Raw genomic sequence first — 16,162 nt, 5'->3', positions numbered from 1 at the left:
ATGGCGGACACGGGCGTCCGTGATTCTGCCGCCACTTTTGCCATTTTGCCAATATTGCGGACATCAATGTCCCCGAATCCGGATTGGTGAAATTTTCAGTCCGACTTATCCACATACCCGTAGACAAGGTTTTTTTCACCGGAAAGATTGTTAAGCACGACAGGTGCCACATTGTCGGCAAAGGGCACCAGGGTATAAAAGCCAACCTGTTTGTTTTTAATGGCCCGTTTGTACTTCAGACGGCCCGAGGCCACAAGCTCGCTGCGGTAGCGGCGAATATGGCGTTCTGAGCATTTGAGTACCTGCTCAAGCTGCTGGGGACGCACCCAGAATTCTACCCGCCACAGCCACCGCCCGTCTAAGGACGGCAGTGCGCAGGCGTTGCACCGGTACAGCAGGTAATGCCACAGGGCGATGGCCCCGGGCGACAGCTTTTCCTCATCTGTGAGACCAGCGTGCCATTCATAAAAGCCGTCGAGCTCCGCAAAATAATTTATGCCTTTTCCTCCTTATCCCAGGTTAAAAACCAGTCGACCAGGCAGGCCTGGCCTTTTGGCGTGACACGGGTCACCGACCAGAGGGTCTTTTTCTCCCCGCCCAGGGGCTTTTCAAAAAAGCCCTCCTCGATTTCAAAATAGCCCAGCTCCATGGTCCACTGCAGGGGCTTGTTCCAGCTGCCCTTCTGAGCGCTTAGGAAGCCGCCCTGGCGCAGCCTGGTGAACAGGCGGTTCCGCCCGATGTTCAGGCCGTTCTGGCGCAAAAGCTTTGCCATATCCCCCATGGAGATGGTCCCCACGGAGGCGGTGATGGCCTCGCCAAAGGCCGCGGCGGGCTTTAGCTCCCGGACGCGGGTTTCCAGCTTATTGAGCTTGGCGCTCAATACCCTGTTTTTGGCGGTCTCGGCCCTCAGCATGGCCATCAGCTCCCGCATGGCCTCGGGATCGTCCTGCACCCGGTCCATCACGTCGTCTTCCATATAGGCGCCATGTCTGCGGATGCTGGGCAGGATGACCGCGGTCACATAACGCTTAAAGCTCTGGGCCTCCGGGCGTGTGCTGCCAAAGATCAAGGCGTACAGCCCGCTCTCGTTAACGACCAGCATCCCCTGGGGGTGCCCGTTGGCGTCTAAGATACGCCGTTTCGACGTATCTGCCGGGCTCACGTGGCGCCTGACAATGCTCGAAGCGTCTTTACTGTATCCAAGGGCAGCGCACACATCCGCGGCCACCAGCCATTCTCGGGTCACCTGGCCGTCTGCGGCCTCCTGCTCCACCAGCGTGCGGATCCTTCCGAAAAGAGCGCTCTCAAAGGTCTGGGTAAAAATTGTCGCGGCCATTTTACACTTCCTCTCTTTCGATCATGACAAAATACTGTTCCTCGTGGTCAAGTGTTGTTTTAAACACCATGCGCCCCATTTCGACGCTGTCCAGCAGCAGCTCCACGTCGGTGGTGGCCCGCAGAGCAGGGTTTCGAAGCGCCTCCCAGTCCCCTTCAAAAAGATGATCTGTCTCTGTGCCTGGCACCTCGGTGACCGTACAGCACTCCCGGCTGCCGTCTGGCTTTATGGTTTCCAAAACACACCCGCCGCCTGGGGCCGTCACATAAAAATCCAATGGATTGCTGCTCACAAACATGCGAACCTTTGAGAGGTCCCGCACCAGGTTCATGCCCTCTAAAAACGCCGGCGTCGCCTCAGGCTTCCAGCCCTCGGGACGGCAGGCCCTGGGGTTGTCCACTGAAAAGACCGGCGGGATAAAGCCTGGCACTTCCTCCGTACCCGAAAGACCCAGGTACTTTAAAAAGTTCGGAAGCGGCATAAGCTCTCTTGCCGGCACATGGGTCTTTTTCGCTTCGCTCACAGCTTCCGTGGTGGATGATGGTTTATTTTGGTTCATATCAGAACCTCCTTAAAAATTTTTCCTAAGCGATCACCGCTGAGGTTGAGATCATTATACGAAATTACTCCGCCGCGGTCACCTTTCATTCCGCCACCAAAAAGGGCACTAAAACGCAAAAAAGCCCCGTTTCTGAGACTTTTTTGTTTTAAAAAGATATTATTTTGTCTAGAAAGCGGTCTTTTTGAGCTTTTTCTCTTCCTGAAGGCAAACATTAAAATACGCGCACCGCAGACACTCTCCGTCCCGCGCAACGGAAAACCCACTGCCTGTCAGCAGGACCTGAGCCGGCAGAAGCGCCCTGCACAGCGCAGAACCCTGCTCGATCTTCCGCTCCATGGCCATGCTGGTGCCAGCATAACAGACCGCCATTCCGCTCTCAGCCACAACACACCTACTCTCTCGATCGTGCTCTTTAATTAAAAAAAATCCGGTCGACGTAACTGTTTCCCGTTCCGTCACCGGGCAGGCTCGTGTGAGCAGGCATGACCTGAAGATTCTTGCCAATATAAAAGCAGAGGTTCCGCTTTGTTTTAAAGCGCTTGGCGTTAGCCCGCGCGCAGGCAGCCACATCCTTTTTAAACAAACGTCCAATCCTGTTGATCAGATGTTTGGGCGTGCAGGGCCAGAGGGTGACCGATCCGTCCCGGTACACAATGCCGGTCATGGGGTCGGTGACACTGCTGAGGTTGATATACGCCACGGGCAGCCCAAGTTCCGGGTCGCAGAGGAGCCACTCCAGACACGCATCCGTGAGATAGGCAAAGCCCATATCCGGTCCAAAAATTAAGTTCTCGAAATCAATGCCGATGAAATGCGCCAGATTATCATCAGCATTAAAAAATGTGTTCTTCATTTTTTCTCCTTTGTGGGGGGTGATATTTATGTTGTGCACGACTACCCCTGTGGGGTAGTCGTTTACAAACCTAGGGTTAAGGAGACAGACGCGTAGCGTCTGCCGGGGTGGGTGGTTATTTATTGAATTGTTATTTTTCAAACAGCTTTTTCACTTATTCTTTAATGCCTAATTTGCTGACAACACGACCCACCGCTGCCCGAACTTTGGCTTTAAAGGTTGGCTTGGTCAAATCATGGATAATCTTGCCAAAGGGTTCCTTACCAAAGCGATTGTAGAAAGCTTCTCTGTTTTTGGGTATCGGCGCGGGACGACTGGCCGCGGGATTGTATTTTAACGCTTCGTCCAAATCAACACCTTGACAGACCAGATTTTTTTCAATGCTTTTAAAAAGCGCTTTTCCTTTTTCAGACTGTATTAACACCAGCGATGTCCCCTTATCGTCAAACATTTCCGGCACCACATTTTCTCTGCCACAGAAATCGGCTAGGGCCATGTCGCTCTCAAACTTCATATTTTTTAGCTAAGTTCTTTTAATACTTTTTAATCTCTGCATAATGAGTTTAAAACCTTCTGTTTTTCTATATACTAATAAAAACATTAGACTTACTATGACACTTGAGCAGGCCATTTTTAAACAAAAACTATATATATCAATCGTATGTACTTTACCAATTAATTGATTCATTCCCATATAAATTACTAAAACAAGACAGAAGTTTTTTAATATTCCAGCATAAAAGCTCCCAACTTTTCTCTTAAAAAATATATTAAACAATAACTTTGGTTCATACCAAATATATGTGGATAATCGCGCAATGGCAGAAGCAAAAAGAATTCCAGCTAACCCCATAATTTTTCCAAGAATGATTGACAAAAGTATATTTATTATTGCTGCTAAGAGCATAATAAATTTTGTCCGCATATAAAGACCAGTGGCTTCTCTATATACCCACAACGGCTGCAAAATGCAGCTAAGATATAGATTCAAAGCTGTCGCCATTACAATTATATTATCAAAAACGAACTCTTTACCTAACCAAATTGTAATAAAATCATTTACTAATACTGCATAACATGTAACAATTATTCCGCATAAAATGAAACTAATAGATTGCATACTTTCAAAGACTAAGTATCGCCTTTCATACGTTTCTTTTATGACTAAATTACCAATGCTAGCTGTTAATGACGAGAAAAAAATGGTTATAATTGCAACTATCTGCGTGTTTAACATCAAGTAATTTGAATAATAACCAACAATACTAGTTCCTAAAAGAATCGAAATAATGGTATTATCCGATGCAGTCAACAGCAAGCTAGATACTTTATAAATAAAAATGGATTTAATATTATTGAAAATTAGTCTTTTTTCTTTCTTCGGAAGTATCTCTTTGTTCTGAATGTATGGATACATTTTTTTAGCTTTATTTGACGCCCAAAAATTACATATAAAATTTGATAAAATTCCTAACAACAAATATACTGTATAACTCTTAAAAAGCACTAAAAAAATAATTTGTAAAATAGTTTTTAATGTACTAATTATTGATGTAATATTTAGTACAATATAATTTTTTTGATCGGCCGTCAAAATAGAAGTTTTGTATACAAACAAATAAGAAATAACAACATTTGCTAGCGAAAGTAAATAATATAGTTCTAAATTCGGAATTGCTTTATCTACATTGACAATATAGTCTAAAAATGGCACCAAGCAGATGCCAATTATCGCTACGGAAATAGCGATAATATTATAAATGTTCTTATAAAATTGCATAAGTGCAGCAATATTTTTTTTGTCATTATTAGCTAATGGTTTATATAAACTAAATACAATCGCTGTATTAAATCCTAGATCAACCATCGAGAGCATACTTAGTATATCCGTAAAAAGACTATTAATCCCTAAATAATCTACACTTAATATCTGAATAAAAATTGTTCTTGCAAGGAACCCTAACACAATGGTTAAAATCTTATTCCCAATACCAGATACAATGTTTTTAAATGATTTTTTTGATCTGCTCTCTTCCATATTGTCTCATCTCTTTGAATTACTTTCATAAAATTCGGCTAAATTCTTTTATTATATCAGCCATTTCATCAAACTTTTTTTGAAGCGGTTTAGATGAATACTGACAATTATCTTTCTCTAAAAGTTTGGGCATGGTCTCCATCGCTTCTTCAATTGTCTGAACACACTTTACATAATCAAGATACTTGATCCATTCATAAACGCCTTCGACCTTTTTACTGCTATTGTTAAACGCGATGCAAGGGGTTCCTGTAATGGCTGCAAATAACATACCATGAAGCCGGTCGGTAATCACCAGTTTTGAGCTTTGAAATTCTGAAAAAATATTTTCTAATTCTTTGTCTCTTTGCTTTATGCTGACTGATCTTGGTACAACAGTATCTATTTGTTTCATTTCAAAGCTAAATTGTCTGATCTTTTTGTATAATTCTTCTTTATCTTCTTGCTGTATACACCGCTCTTTATCTTTACGCAAACACATTAGAATTCTATTCTCACGCGGTGTATTTGGGACTTCTAAATCTAAATAAGTCACAATGTCGGGAACATAAAAACACTTTTCATTATTCTCAAAAATTTCTTTACAGAAAAAATCATAAGAGTTTCGATCACGCGCAAACACATATAAAGCGTCATGGCTTCTATAAACCGATTTTGAAATTTTAAACTGATTTCTCCCATCTTCCGTATCTTCAAAAAATATCGTTTGTGGAAGAATAAATATCTTGTTTTTGGGAAAATCCTTAATTATTTGACGTACCATTTCTTCTTCGTTTAACCATAGACTTCCTAGGAAGCCACCACCTGTGATGAAAAGTATGTCATTACTTTTAATCTGTTTTTTTATATATTTTATGTTACTTCTGTATACATCTCCACTTATTTCGATAACATTTTTATTAGCAAAGTAATCATTAAAAAATAAACATTCTGCCACCGAGATAGCATGATCACCCAAATTACCGTGTTCCGGCGAACCAATTAAGACAACAAAAGAATTAGCGGTATCAAAATTTAAAGATCGAGCACTCTTTTTTTTACTTATAAGTTCACACATACTGTATATATTGTTTTTAATTTTCATGTTTGTATTTTTTTATTACTAATCTATATAGGCGCTTATTTACTAAAAAAATCAATAAACGTATTCGAGTACTATTTTTAGTATCTTTAGAAAAAAATAAATTTAGTAACATCTTTCTATATTTTTTCAAAGTAGTTTTAATAAAATTATCATTTAGATCATCATAATGATAAATAAAAATATTCTCAATACTATTACAATATAAATTCATTGTCTTTAAAGCAAGTCCTAAAAATCCTGCATTCTTATAATCTTTTATTCGACTTTCCAGCGCAAGCAAGTAATCTTCTTTTCCTTTTATATTAAATCCTTTACCAATTATGCTATCTTCCCGCTGAAAATAATTGTATAGGGGCAAGTCACAGAAACCTATTTTATCCGATTCAAGTATCAAACGATGAGTTGTAAATTCATCTTCATGAATTTTTGCTTTCGGGAAGCAAATATTTTTAAACAAATGTTTTTTGTATATTTTCCCCCATGCTACAACAATTGGTACATAAAACTCAGAAAAATACTGTTCCAAAGCTTCTTTATTTGAATATCGATAAATTTTAGCTGCGGCATAATCAATACTTATCTTTTCAGACGCTGTTGTTTTATAAAAATTACAAATAGAAATATCTAAATCATATTTAATTAAGTTAGACATCAAAATTTCAAAATAATACGGATCAATCCAATCATCACTATCAATAAAAGCAATGTACTCACCTGATGCAATTTCTAATCCTCTGTTTCTTGCATCAGATAGACCACTGTTTTTCTGATGTAAAACTTTTATTCTCTTATCCTTTTGAACATATTTATCACAAATTAACCCCGAATTGTCAGGTGAACCATCATCAATTAAAATAATCTCAAAATCTTGGTATGTTTGCTGCAAAATACTCTCTAAACAGCGTACTAAATATTTTTCGACTTTATATACTGGTACAATTACACTTATCATCTTCAAATTAAAAACAAAATTCGTATAACATTTTACTAATTTTGAATCCTTCCTCTAGTAAAAAACTATTATATGCAAGCAGACATCCAAACAAAGCACTGTAGGCAAAAAACCACCATTTTTTAAATTCAGAAAAAACTTTAGGAATCAATATGACCAAAATGATCTGGAAATAAAAGTTCATTCGATCAAGCAATACAATTTTAGTACTCAAATATAATGTACCTATCCCTAGAAAAAAATAGATCACATTAAAATAGATTTGTTTTCTTTCCTCTAATGATATTTTAGAAAAATACTTTTTATTATTGTTTAACATATATAAGACTAAAAACAAAAATAAAATTTGAGTAATAAAAATCATAATATCTGACGTTCCCCATCCTCTATAAGCAAAATCATATTTGCTTGCATAAACACTATATTTAGGGACGATTAAAAGAATTTTTTCAAATAATACATTAAAATTAATAGTACCAATTACAAAGATAACAGTAATAATCACTAAAAATTTTTCTAGCTTTTCTAGACTATTCAATTTTGGTATCAAAAGCAGCAGCAAAAAAAAGATTGCAGAGCTATGAATGGTTGATGCAAACAAAACTAATATCACAAATGGTGTTTTTTTATTTTTATATAAATAGTAAATTGCATTACAGATCAACATAATGGCTAATGCCTGTCTCATAACACGCATCGTAAAATAAAAAAAACCAAGTGTTATAAAAAGAAACACTGATAAGTATACATTGTCACTGCATCGATATATAAAAATAGCATAGCCTAGTAAAGTTACAAAACTCATAATTATCAGCAACCATTGATAATCACTGGTAAATAGTGCTATTATCTTATTCATAATTGCATATCCTGGTTCTATATAAAGTGTACTGGCTTGCTGAAACAACTGGCTAAAATCGGTATTACTTAATATATAAAAATAATTCACATATTGTTCTGTATCATATCCTACATTAATTGATCGAAAGCCTGCTAAAAAAAACATTTGTAAAAATACAATTGTTAAATAAATAATCTTTTTCCTTTTTAGCGATCCTTTAACTAAAAAAATCCAACCCCAAAACAAACTCAATACAAGATTTATAATATATATGTTTTTTTCCATACTATTTTTCACAAATCCTTTTCAAAAAAACAAACCCATTGTAAACGCGACAAAATAAATTGGCACTGATGAAAAGTAGTGGGCTATATAATTTTACTCTTAAACTTATTTCACTATTGCGCAACCATTTTTTATATTTTTTCAATCTACAAACTATTTTTTTTATTTCATTTTTATATTTATTTTTATCTTCTTTTGTCATAATAATGATTAAGTCTATTGCCCTGTTTAAAAAAATATTAACCAGATATCCACTTATTTCCGGTAATGTCTCTTGCACCATTTGTGCAATCTTTTCCCGTGCATCAAGCTCACTTATTTTATTTTTGTTAAATGGTGACCAATATGCACTTTCATTTCTTATCAGATAATAATATTTTTTTCTGCTATCATACACTATTTTTTTGCTTTGTAAAATACAATAGCTGCTCCATAGCAAATCTTCACAAATCGAAATCTCAGTGTCAAAATACTGCATTGAATCACATTTATTAAAAAATTTATTCGAAAATAATTTATTCCATAAAAACCCTTGAAAGCTTTCATTGCTATTACACAAAATCAATGCTTTATATGGACTCAGCACTTGCTTTTCTGTTACTGTCTCTGTTTCATTTTCTATTTTTATACTTTGTGCATATACTTTTTGATAGTTTATGATTGAAATATCTGCTTTAGATAAAATTATATTCCGATAAAGCGTAAAGAAAAAATCATGTTCAATCCAATCATCTGAATCAATAAATCCAATATACGCTCCTCTCGCTTTTGAAATCCCTAAATTTCTGGCTGAAGAAACACCACAGTTTTTTTGACTAAAAACTTTTATCCGTTTATCCAACTTTTTAAAATTTTGACATACTTTTAAAGAATTATCTGTTGAACCATCGTCTATTAAAATAATTTCAAGATTTCTATATGTCTGCTTTATTACAGATTGCAAGCACTTTTCAATATATTTTTCAACATTATATACAGGAATTATTACACTTATAAGTTGTTGCTTAAAATAAAATCTTTTTTTTGTTTTTATTTTTTTTATCATATTTAAGTTAGTCCGTTGTGCTATTTTATTTCTAAATATATTTTTTCAAGTTCTTTGATGATTGTTTTAATATCATATCCAGCGTTTCTTATCGTTTCTGTTTGGTCTTTTCGTTTATGATCATTTTTTGTCCGTAAAATTTGTTCAGCCCAAAAGCCAGCTGTTTTTTGAATAGAAATATAATTTACTAAATTAGTAATCTTTGCTTCTTTAATAATATTTCCTGAAAAAAAACATGGCAGGCCGGATGCTTGCGCCTCTATTCCAACAACTGGTAGTCCCTCAAACCGAGACGGTAATAAAAAGACATCCATTGTCTGATAAATCTCATTGACATCTTTCCTCATCCCAAACAGTTTTACATTTTGGTTTAAACCGTATTCCATTATTTTCTGTTCGATCTGAGGTCTTAAGTCCCCATCACCGACCCATAATAAAACGGCATTTTTTTCTTTTTCATAGATTTTTTTAAAAATTTCTACGATGAATTCCGGATTCTTCTGATACTGTATTCTTCCAACTACGCCAATGACGAAATGTTCTGGTTTTAAACCTAATTCTAACCTTTTCTGTTCCCTTATGGATGGATTATAGGCGTATTTGGAAATATCTATTCCATTATTGATTACTTTAAATTCCCGTTCTCCAAACATCCATTTTCCTGCTACTGATGAACAGGCTAAATAGTCTGTAACATATGTTTCGGATCTTTTTTTATTCCAATCAATCAGTTTTTCTGTATATTTAGGAACTCTTTCCAAAAAATCACTGTTGTGAGAATGAACAATCCTTTTATTAATACCAAGTTGATTTCCAATTTTTAATATATCAATATCATTAAAAAAACATAAATTCATATGGATTGCACAAAAATTATTTTCTGTAAGTAATGATTTTATCTGGCGATAATGTTTCCATATATTTTCTTTTCTTCCATAATATACCGGAAAAATTCGTCCGCCTAATTTCGTTACTTCTTCTTCATAAGCAATTTGTGTTCCATGTTTAATTAAAAAATCAAATTGTATTTTCTTTCTATCTATATGCCTGTAAACATTCATTATAAAGGATTCAACACCTCCAGGGTTTGAAGTCAAACCCGTTTGTAAAACTCTCATTGGTTTATTATCCATTTTTATTTATCCTTTGATTGTATAAAAATTTTCCAAATCGTTTTTTACTGCTTCGATATCATATCCGGCATTCTTTATTGCTTCTGTTTGGTCTTTTCGTTCATGATCATTTTTTGTCCGTAAAATCTGTTCAGCCCAAAAGTCAGATGATTTTTGCAAAGAAATATAATTTACTAAATTAGTAATCTTTGCTTCATTTGGTACTTTTTCAGCACTTGTAAAACACTTTAAACCTGCTGCTTGAGCTTCAATAAGAACTATACCTAATCCCTCAAATCGAGATGGTAATAAAAAGACATCCATTGTCTGATAAATCTCATTGACATCTTTCCTCATCCCAAGCAGTTTTACATTTTGGTTTAAACCGTACTCCGTTATTTTCTGTTCGATCTGAGGTCTTAAGTCCCCATCACCGACCCATAATAAAACGGCATTCTTTTCTTTTTCATAGATTTTTTTAAAAATTTCTACGATGAATTCCGGATTCTTCTGATACTGTATTCTTCCAACTACGCCAATGACGAAATGTTCTGGTTTTAAACCTAATTCTAACCTTTTCTGTTCCCTTATGGATGGATTATAGGCGTATTTGGAAATATCTATTCCATTATTGATTACTTTAAATTCCCGTTCTCCAAACATCCATTTTCCTGCTACTGATGAACAGGCTAAATAGTCTGTTATAAAATGATCGATACGATGCTGATTAACATTTTCTAGTACTTTTCTTGGTAAAGAGGGTTTACCGTTGATATGATTACTGTTATGGGAATGAAGAATTCTTTTAGGTATTCCATATTTTTTTGCATATCTTCCCGGTTCAACATAAGATAAAGAGTTAACATGATGATGTATAGCTGAAAACTCTGGATGCTTTTTAAAAAACAAATCCAAATTACAAAAATACATTAAAGGGTTTTTTTTTGCCCGATAAATTTCTTTATAAATATTTCCTCCTAAGTCCTTTATTTCCTCCTCATGAGCGATTGGCAAATCTTTCAAGCATAAAAAATCAAACTGAAGCTTTTCTCTGTTGATATGACGGTAAATATTCATTACAAAACTTTCTACACCACCAGGATTAGATGACATTCCGACTTGTAATACTCTAATAGGCATATTCATTTTTTCGCCCTTCTTCGTATAATTGATATAAATCTTCATACTTTTTAATCATTTTCTCAATAGTAAATGATTCTAAATAAAATTTTCTTGCAGCTTTACCTTTGCTTATAACAAGTGCTTTATCTTTTACTAATTCTTTAATTACTTTCACTGCGTCGTACATATTATGAACAATATAGCCCGTCTCTTCCTTCATGATTTCATGCATAACTGGAATATCATATGCAATTATAGGCAGTTCCATCATCTCTGCTTCAACAACTGCTAAACCAAATCCTTCGCTTTTTGAAGCAAAGATAAACGCATCAGAATAATATAATTCTTCAAAAACTTTCTTTCTCTCTATTTGCTTCATAAAAAAAATATAGGATTCCAAATTATTTTTTTGAACATACTCTTTTAAACAATCATATTCTTTTCCATCTCCAATAATAACTAATTCAATGTTTAAATCTTGATTGATACATTCATTAAGTATTTTCAGCAATTCTATCACATTCTTAATCTCATTAAGAATAGACACCGTTATTAGTCGGAATCGAACTTTTTTTTCGATATGCTTAGTTTTATAATAATCTTCAATTCCATTATAGATTACAGTTGACGCTATTTGATATCTTTCATATATATTATTAATATATTTTGATATAGCAATGACATTATCATATCCATTAAGCTTTTTAGTGAACATATTACTCATTAAACTACCAATAATTTTTCCATATTCATAAAAATAATCTTCAAATGGGTTATTATGAACTGTTGTAATTTTAATGATTTTTTTATTTTTTATATTTGAAGCTAAAACTGTCGGCCAAAATGCATGAGTATGCACAATATCTATTTCTTCTTCTTCTATAAGTTTTTCAATTTCTTTAACGGTTTTAAACGAAGGTATTTTCTTCATCCCTAATTCAACGATCTTACAGGACGTATTATTAAACTCTTTTATTATATTCTTATAAATTTCGGGTGGATTTTTTCTTAACGAACAAAAGCAATATCTTATTTTCTTGTTTTCCGAATATCTACAAATATTTTCAGCTACAATAACTGGCCCTTTTTCTTCAAAACTTGGTACAAGCATCAATATTTTCATTTTTGTCGTAAAACTCTTTGGTATAAGTATGTCCGTATATTTACCGGCATCAAAACTTGTCCAATATACCTTTCTATTATATTTTTCAGATAATGGGGATAAGAAATAATATTTTCTTTTTTCATATACTCAAACAATTTCGCTTGGCTTTTAAAATACTTTTTACCACCTCTACGATTGTACATTCCTTCGCCAATGCGCATATGTACTAAAACCTGATCAATATTTTTAAATCGACATCCACTTTCATACATCCTTACCCACAAATAATAATCTTCACTATAATGCCACTCTTGGTATCCACCAGCATTCAGCACCTCTTGTTTTTTGAACATAACTGTTTGGTGATTAAAGGGACATCGATGTTTCATAAATTTTTTTATTTGAACATCTTCAGTTGGTAATACTCTTTTGCAAACCGGTTTGTCAGGATCATTTTCAAATTCATCAATCATTCCCCCTACAATGCTTAATTCTGAATGATTGACAAAAGCCTGTAGCTGCTTTTCAAATCGATCGTGTACACTAATATCATCACTGTCCATTCTTGCAATAAGATCATAGTTGCAATGCTGCATTCCAATTTTCAAAGCATTTCCAAGGCCAACATTTTCTTTTAGGAAAACAGGCCTCACAATATTATTTTTATATTTAGAAATAATATTTTTTATTTCAACTGGTATAGGGCCATCTACAACTAAGATAATTTCAGATGGGATGATCGTTTGATTTATAACGCTATCTAAAGCTTGTTTAAAATACTCTGGTATATCGTTTTTGTAAACTGACATCAAAACAGAAAATTGTTGGTCACTCATACTTTTTCTCTTACTGCTCTTTCTCGAAATCTATACTACCTTCAACAACATCTTTATACCTAAAAACATAAATAATGGTCTTAAAAAACACCTTACAATCCACCAAAAAACTCATCCGTTTAACATACCGTCCATCAAGTTCAGCCTTTTCCTCTGTCCCCACCAAATCTCTCCCATTGATCTGCGCCCAGCCGGTTAGCCCTGGGCGTACATCATTGGCGCCTACTTTCTCTCTGGCTTCGATGAGCTTTTTCTCTTTGAGCACAACGGGGCGTGGGCCGATCAGGCTCATTTCACCTTTGAAGATGTTAAAAAGCTGGGGCAGTTCGTCCATACTGGTTTTTCTAAGGAATTTGCCCACGGGTGTAATATGTGCTTCGGGATTTTCCAGCTTCCAGGTGGGCATATCCTTTGGGGCTGTAATGTACATACTTCTGAATTTATAACAGACAAAGGGCTTTTGGTGTCTGCCGTAGCGTTGCTGTTTAAACAGAACCGGCCCTTTGGAGGTGGTTTTTATAATGAGTGCAATAACGCCGAGAAAAGGCGAGGTGATGATAATACCAACACCGGATATTGTTATATCGAGTAATCGCTTGATGTATTTTTGATAGATCACTTCTTTTCCCTTTCCTCTTTGCTTAATTATTGATTTTTATTTTATGGTTACATTCTGCGCAAAGCTGGCCAACGCCTTCGATATATCCCTGTCTTGTGGTAATGGGTGTATCGACAGGAATATGGGTTTTCTTTCCGCAGAGTACGCAGGTTTCAAAGGCTTGATAACTGCTTGTACTATCGGGATGCTCTGGATTTTCTTGTTTTTCCATGTTGCTTCCTTTTTGCGGAACGACGTGCGCGTCGTTCCCTACATTACAATTTTTTATTACATTTAATTATTTAAAACTCGTAGCACGCTCATCATTGGATTAGGGTTTATCTGATCTATTTGAATGATGCTTTGTTTTTTACTGTCATCGCATTGCGGTTATCTTCTATAGATAAAGAAAATAATCACAATGCGACGCGAAGCAAAAGCAGGCGGTGCTATGCCTGTGGCCATCGCCCTATAGACAATAGCAACACCTGTAGATTTCTCCACAGGATTTAAACAACAACTAAATTTTCATTATTAAAAAATTACTCATCTATTTTATATAGACAAGACCATCAACCAGCCTTTTCATAAAAAGTGCCATAAAAACTTTTTCCGATATTTCTGGCGGTGTTCAGGGCGGTACTACCTTTATGGCCTTCCTTACATCGGAAGTTTTTACCGCCGTAGAAGTTCTGGCTGGGCGGCTGGTATTCGGTATTGTATTTATAGATCACGCTGCCGCAGTGGCTGCATTCTTTTTTGGCGTTCCCCACGCTGTTAAAGGTGACGACAATGCCAGCCTGCCATGCTTTATAGCTGGTGTAGCGGATGATCCGGCGGCCGATGAAGTCCATGACCTTTGTTTTAAGGTATGGCAGTGTGCCTTTGGCAAAGCTATTACCATAGGCGGGCATAACAATGATTTTGGCGCCCTGACGGGCAGCGTAGTCAACGATTTTCCTTGAGACTTCATGGGCGTAGTGGTCGGTGACGCGGGTGATTTTTTCGTAGTATTTGGCGTTTGGTCGATGCTCTTGCAAAGCGCTACCCGCTTCGGCTTGTCCATAAGACGACAAGCCTCGGGGGCAGACCCCGAGGGCGTCGTTCTCTATGATGTGTGTCATCTTTTTCCCGGCAGTGCCGCGTTTGGTATACCCTAGAAGCTGCTTCCTACGGTGGGCCAGTGCTTTTCCGCCTTTGATGAAATATGGGGCGGTGGCGCGACCGTCAGCTTGGATGGTGGTACAAACGGCCAGGGTGTCGGAGCCGGTTAAGGCGACGGCGACAAAACTTTCATGCTGTTTTACGCGCTCTTTTGCGGTTCGGCTGTCTTCCACGACCTCTTTGACGGGGATGTGGAGCATAACTTTTTTCTTTTTGATGACAATGGTCGGGCTCATGGGCTCGGCGTTTTCTGGAAAGGGTCTGCCGGTATACCGGTGCTTGACCCAGGACCAGGCTTTGCCGGTGTAGAGCTTGAGCAGGATTTGGCCGTCGGCGAAATCCTTATACATTCCCTTGTAATACAGCATTGACATGTGGAGATTCTTTGGGCGGCTTGGGCGGCCCTTTTTCGCCGACTCAGGTGGAAGGTTGAAGGTGGAAAGTGGAAGGTTATGGTGCAAATCGGCTTGGCCGATTTGATTTGATTCAGAATCGCTTTGCGATTCTGTTCCTAAACTATCAACTATCAACTTTTCACTATCCACTTCTTTTTCCTGGCCCTCCTGCCACGCCTTGAGCTTTCCCACATAACTCCTATACATGCTAATGGCGGCGTTGATGGCGGCGCGTCGGAAGTACAGGGGGATTTTTTTAAAGGGCAGGGGCGTTTCGGGCAGGGTGCCATTTCTTTGTTTTATTGTCTGTAGCTCTAAATGCCGCAGTAAATTCTGATTGGTGAGGCTGAGGGCTTCGGGCTGGCGCTCGAGCAGCTCGTAGTAGAATGCCAGGACAGCATCAAAAAGGGACTGGGTTTGTTTAAACCAGTCTAAATGCTTGTAATTCAGCTGTATTTTGTACGTCGTGATGGCGTATCCGGCACTCATTTTAGGGCCTCCATTTGTTCGCAGACTATTCATGGTCTGCGAAGATGTAACCCAAAAGAACGTAGTTACTATATTTCATGGAAAGCTGACCATTTTTTTGACCATATCAGTTAAAGATAAAATTCTAAAACTAAAAGTAAAAAACTAAGTAATTTAGCCGTTTTTTATGTGTTTTTGACCAGATTTCAGACCAAATTCATGCTTATACAATTAGGAAAATTTGTTTGACGAAAAATTGATTTATTGGTAGAATATAGTTATAAATTGATTTTAAGGAAAAATATTTAATCTTTTTAAAAAAGATGATGCTTTTTTCATCAGGCAATGTTATAATAGGTAACGCAG

General features: G+C 36.7%; 18 protein-coding genes. All 18 read right to left on the bottom strand.

Annotated elements, in window-relative coordinates; all coding sequences use genetic code 11:
- Positions 1-95: 95 nt before the first annotated feature.
- On the bottom strand, positions 96-326 hold the full coding sequence (locus CPZ25_RS02335) for a hypothetical protein (protein ID WP_096920847.1): 231 nt from the start codon (positions 324-326) through the stop codon (positions 96-98).
- Between the two features lie 167 nt (positions 327-493).
- Positions 494-1,336, bottom strand: coding sequence for a phage antirepressor KilAC domain-containing protein (locus CPZ25_RS02330; RefSeq protein ID WP_096920846.1), 843 nt, complete (start codon positions 1,334-1,336; stop codon positions 494-496).
- 1 nt (position 1,337) lies between these two features.
- Positions 1,338-1,895, bottom strand: coding sequence for a hypothetical protein (locus CPZ25_RS02325; RefSeq protein ID WP_096920845.1), 558 nt, complete (start codon positions 1,893-1,895; stop codon positions 1,338-1,340).
- Positions 1,896-2,063: 168 nt separating this feature from the next.
- Positions 2,064-2,282, bottom strand: coding sequence for a hypothetical protein (locus CPZ25_RS02320; RefSeq protein WP_133067105.1), 219 nt, complete (start codon positions 2,280-2,282; stop codon positions 2,064-2,066).
- Positions 2,283-2,310: 28 nt separating this feature from the next.
- Complete coding sequence (locus CPZ25_RS02315) at positions 2,311-2,751, bottom strand: hypothetical protein (RefSeq protein WP_096920843.1); 441 nt, start codon at positions 2,749-2,751, stop codon at positions 2,311-2,313.
- 154 nt (positions 2,752-2,905) lie between these two features.
- A complete protein-coding gene (locus CPZ25_RS02310; protein ID WP_096920842.1) occupies positions 2,906-3,247 on the bottom strand; it encodes a hypothetical protein in 342 nt (113 codons plus the stop codon).
- Between the two features lie 27 nt (positions 3,248-3,274).
- Complete coding sequence (locus CPZ25_RS02305; RefSeq protein ID WP_096920841.1) at positions 3,275-4,789, bottom strand: lipopolysaccharide biosynthesis protein; 1,515 nt, start codon at positions 4,787-4,789, stop codon at positions 3,275-3,277.
- Positions 4,790-4,814: 25 nt separating this feature from the next.
- The gene (locus tag CPZ25_RS02300; protein ID WP_096920840.1) at positions 4,815-5,873 is read right to left on the bottom strand and encodes a polysaccharide pyruvyl transferase family protein; all 1,059 of its coding nucleotides are present in this window, start codon (positions 5,871-5,873) and stop codon (positions 4,815-4,817) included.
- A complete protein-coding gene (locus CPZ25_RS02295) occupies positions 5,863-6,825 on the bottom strand; it encodes a glycosyltransferase family 2 protein (RefSeq protein ID WP_133067104.1) in 963 nt (320 codons plus the stop codon). The genes CPZ25_RS02300 and CPZ25_RS02295 overlap by 11 nt, the downstream gene beginning before the upstream one ends.
- Before the next feature lie 7 nt (positions 6,826-6,832).
- Entirely contained in the window at positions 6,833-7,963 is a 1,131-nt protein-coding gene (locus CPZ25_RS02290) for an EpsG family protein (protein WP_133067103.1), read from the bottom strand.
- Positions 7,953-8,996, bottom strand: coding sequence for a glycosyltransferase family 2 protein (locus CPZ25_RS02285; RefSeq protein WP_096920837.1), 1,044 nt, complete (start codon positions 8,994-8,996; stop codon positions 7,953-7,955). Before CPZ25_RS02285 ends, CPZ25_RS02290 begins: the two co-directional genes overlap by 11 nt.
- Positions 8,997-9,016: 20 nt before the next feature.
- Complete coding sequence (locus CPZ25_RS02280; protein WP_096920836.1) at positions 9,017-10,129, bottom strand: glycosyltransferase family 1 protein; 1,113 nt, start codon at positions 10,127-10,129, stop codon at positions 9,017-9,019.
- Positions 10,130-10,135: 6 nt separating this feature from the next.
- Entirely contained in the window at positions 10,136-11,254 is a 1,119-nt protein-coding gene (locus CPZ25_RS02275) for a glycosyltransferase family 1 protein (protein WP_167495141.1), read from the bottom strand.
- Entirely contained in the window at positions 11,238-12,353 is a 1,116-nt protein-coding gene (locus CPZ25_RS02270) for a glycosyltransferase family 4 protein (protein ID WP_096920834.1), read from the bottom strand. Before CPZ25_RS02270 ends, CPZ25_RS02275 begins: the two co-directional genes overlap by 17 nt.
- The gene (locus CPZ25_RS02265; RefSeq protein WP_096920833.1) at positions 12,350-13,171 is read right to left on the bottom strand and encodes a glycosyltransferase; all 822 of its coding nucleotides are present in this window, start codon (positions 13,169-13,171) and stop codon (positions 12,350-12,352) included. Before CPZ25_RS02265 ends, CPZ25_RS02270 begins: the two co-directional genes overlap by 4 nt.
- Positions 13,172-13,181: 10 nt before the next feature.
- Complete coding sequence (locus tag CPZ25_RS02260; protein WP_207670841.1) at positions 13,182-13,790, bottom strand: sugar transferase; 609 nt, start codon at positions 13,788-13,790, stop codon at positions 13,182-13,184.
- Positions 13,791-13,812: 22 nt separating this feature from the next.
- Complete coding sequence (locus CPZ25_RS02255; RefSeq protein WP_096920832.1) at positions 13,813-14,001, bottom strand: hypothetical protein; 189 nt, start codon at positions 13,999-14,001, stop codon at positions 13,813-13,815.
- A gap of 340 nt (positions 14,002-14,341) precedes the next feature.
- A complete protein-coding gene (locus CPZ25_RS02250; RefSeq protein ID WP_138721001.1) occupies positions 14,342-15,817 on the bottom strand; it encodes a hypothetical protein in 1,476 nt (491 codons plus the stop codon).
- Between the last annotated feature and the right edge of the window lie 345 nt (positions 15,818-16,162).

This window comes from Eubacterium maltosivorans (assembly GCF_002441855.2).
Taxonomy (GTDB): Bacteria; Bacillota; Clostridia; order Eubacteriales; family Eubacteriaceae; genus Eubacterium; species Eubacterium maltosivorans.
This window is presented reverse-complemented; position numbering and strand designations above follow the sequence as displayed.

Bases quoted from the DNA above. Each gene is read 5' to 3' on its own strand.
- CPZ25_RS02295 (WP_133067104.1), bottom strand. From the start codon at position 6,825: ATGATAAGTGTAATTGTACCAGTATATAAAGTCGAAAAATATTTAGTA.
- CPZ25_RS02265 (WP_096920833.1), bottom strand. From the start codon at position 13,171: ATGAGTGACCAACAATTTTCTGTTTTGATGTCAGTTTACAAAAACGAT.
- CPZ25_RS02285 (WP_096920837.1), bottom strand. From the start codon at position 8,996: ATGATAAAAAAAATAAAAACAAAAAAAAGATTTTATTTTAAGCAACAA.
- CPZ25_RS02315 (WP_096920843.1), bottom strand. From the start codon at position 2,751: ATGAAGAACACATTTTTTAATGCTGATGATAATCTGGCGCATTTCATC.
- CPZ25_RS02325 (WP_096920845.1), bottom strand. From the start codon at position 1,895: ATGAACCAAAATAAACCATCATCCACCACGGAAGCTGTGAGCGAAGCG.
- CPZ25_RS02250 (WP_138721001.1), bottom strand. From the start codon at position 15,817: ATGAGTGCCGGATACGCCATCACGACGTACAAAATACAGCTGAATTAC.
- CPZ25_RS02300 (WP_096920840.1), bottom strand. From the start codon at position 5,873: ATGAAAATTAAAAACAATATATACAGTATGTGTGAACTTATAAGTAAA.
- CPZ25_RS02270 (WP_096920834.1), bottom strand. From the start codon at position 12,353: ATGAAAATATTGATGCTTGTACCAAGTTTTGAAGAAAAAGGGCCAGTT.
- CPZ25_RS02280 (WP_096920836.1), bottom strand. From the start codon at position 10,129: ATGGATAATAAACCAATGAGAGTTTTACAAACGGGTTTGACTTCAAAC.
- CPZ25_RS02330 (WP_096920846.1), bottom strand. From the start codon at position 1,336: ATGGCCGCGACAATTTTTACCCAGACCTTTGAGAGCGCTCTTTTCGGA.
- CPZ25_RS02310 (WP_096920842.1), bottom strand. From the start codon at position 3,247: ATGGCCCTAGCCGATTTCTGTGGCAGAGAAAATGTGGTGCCGGAAATG.
- CPZ25_RS02305 (WP_096920841.1), bottom strand. From the start codon at position 4,789: ATGGAAGAGAGCAGATCAAAAAAATCATTTAAAAACATTGTATCTGGT.
- CPZ25_RS02255 (WP_096920832.1), bottom strand. From the start codon at position 14,001: ATGGAAAAACAAGAAAATCCAGAGCATCCCGATAGTACAAGCAGTTAT.
- CPZ25_RS02275 (WP_167495141.1), bottom strand. From the start codon at position 11,254: ATGAATATGCCTATTAGAGTATTACAAGTCGGAATGTCATCTAATCCT.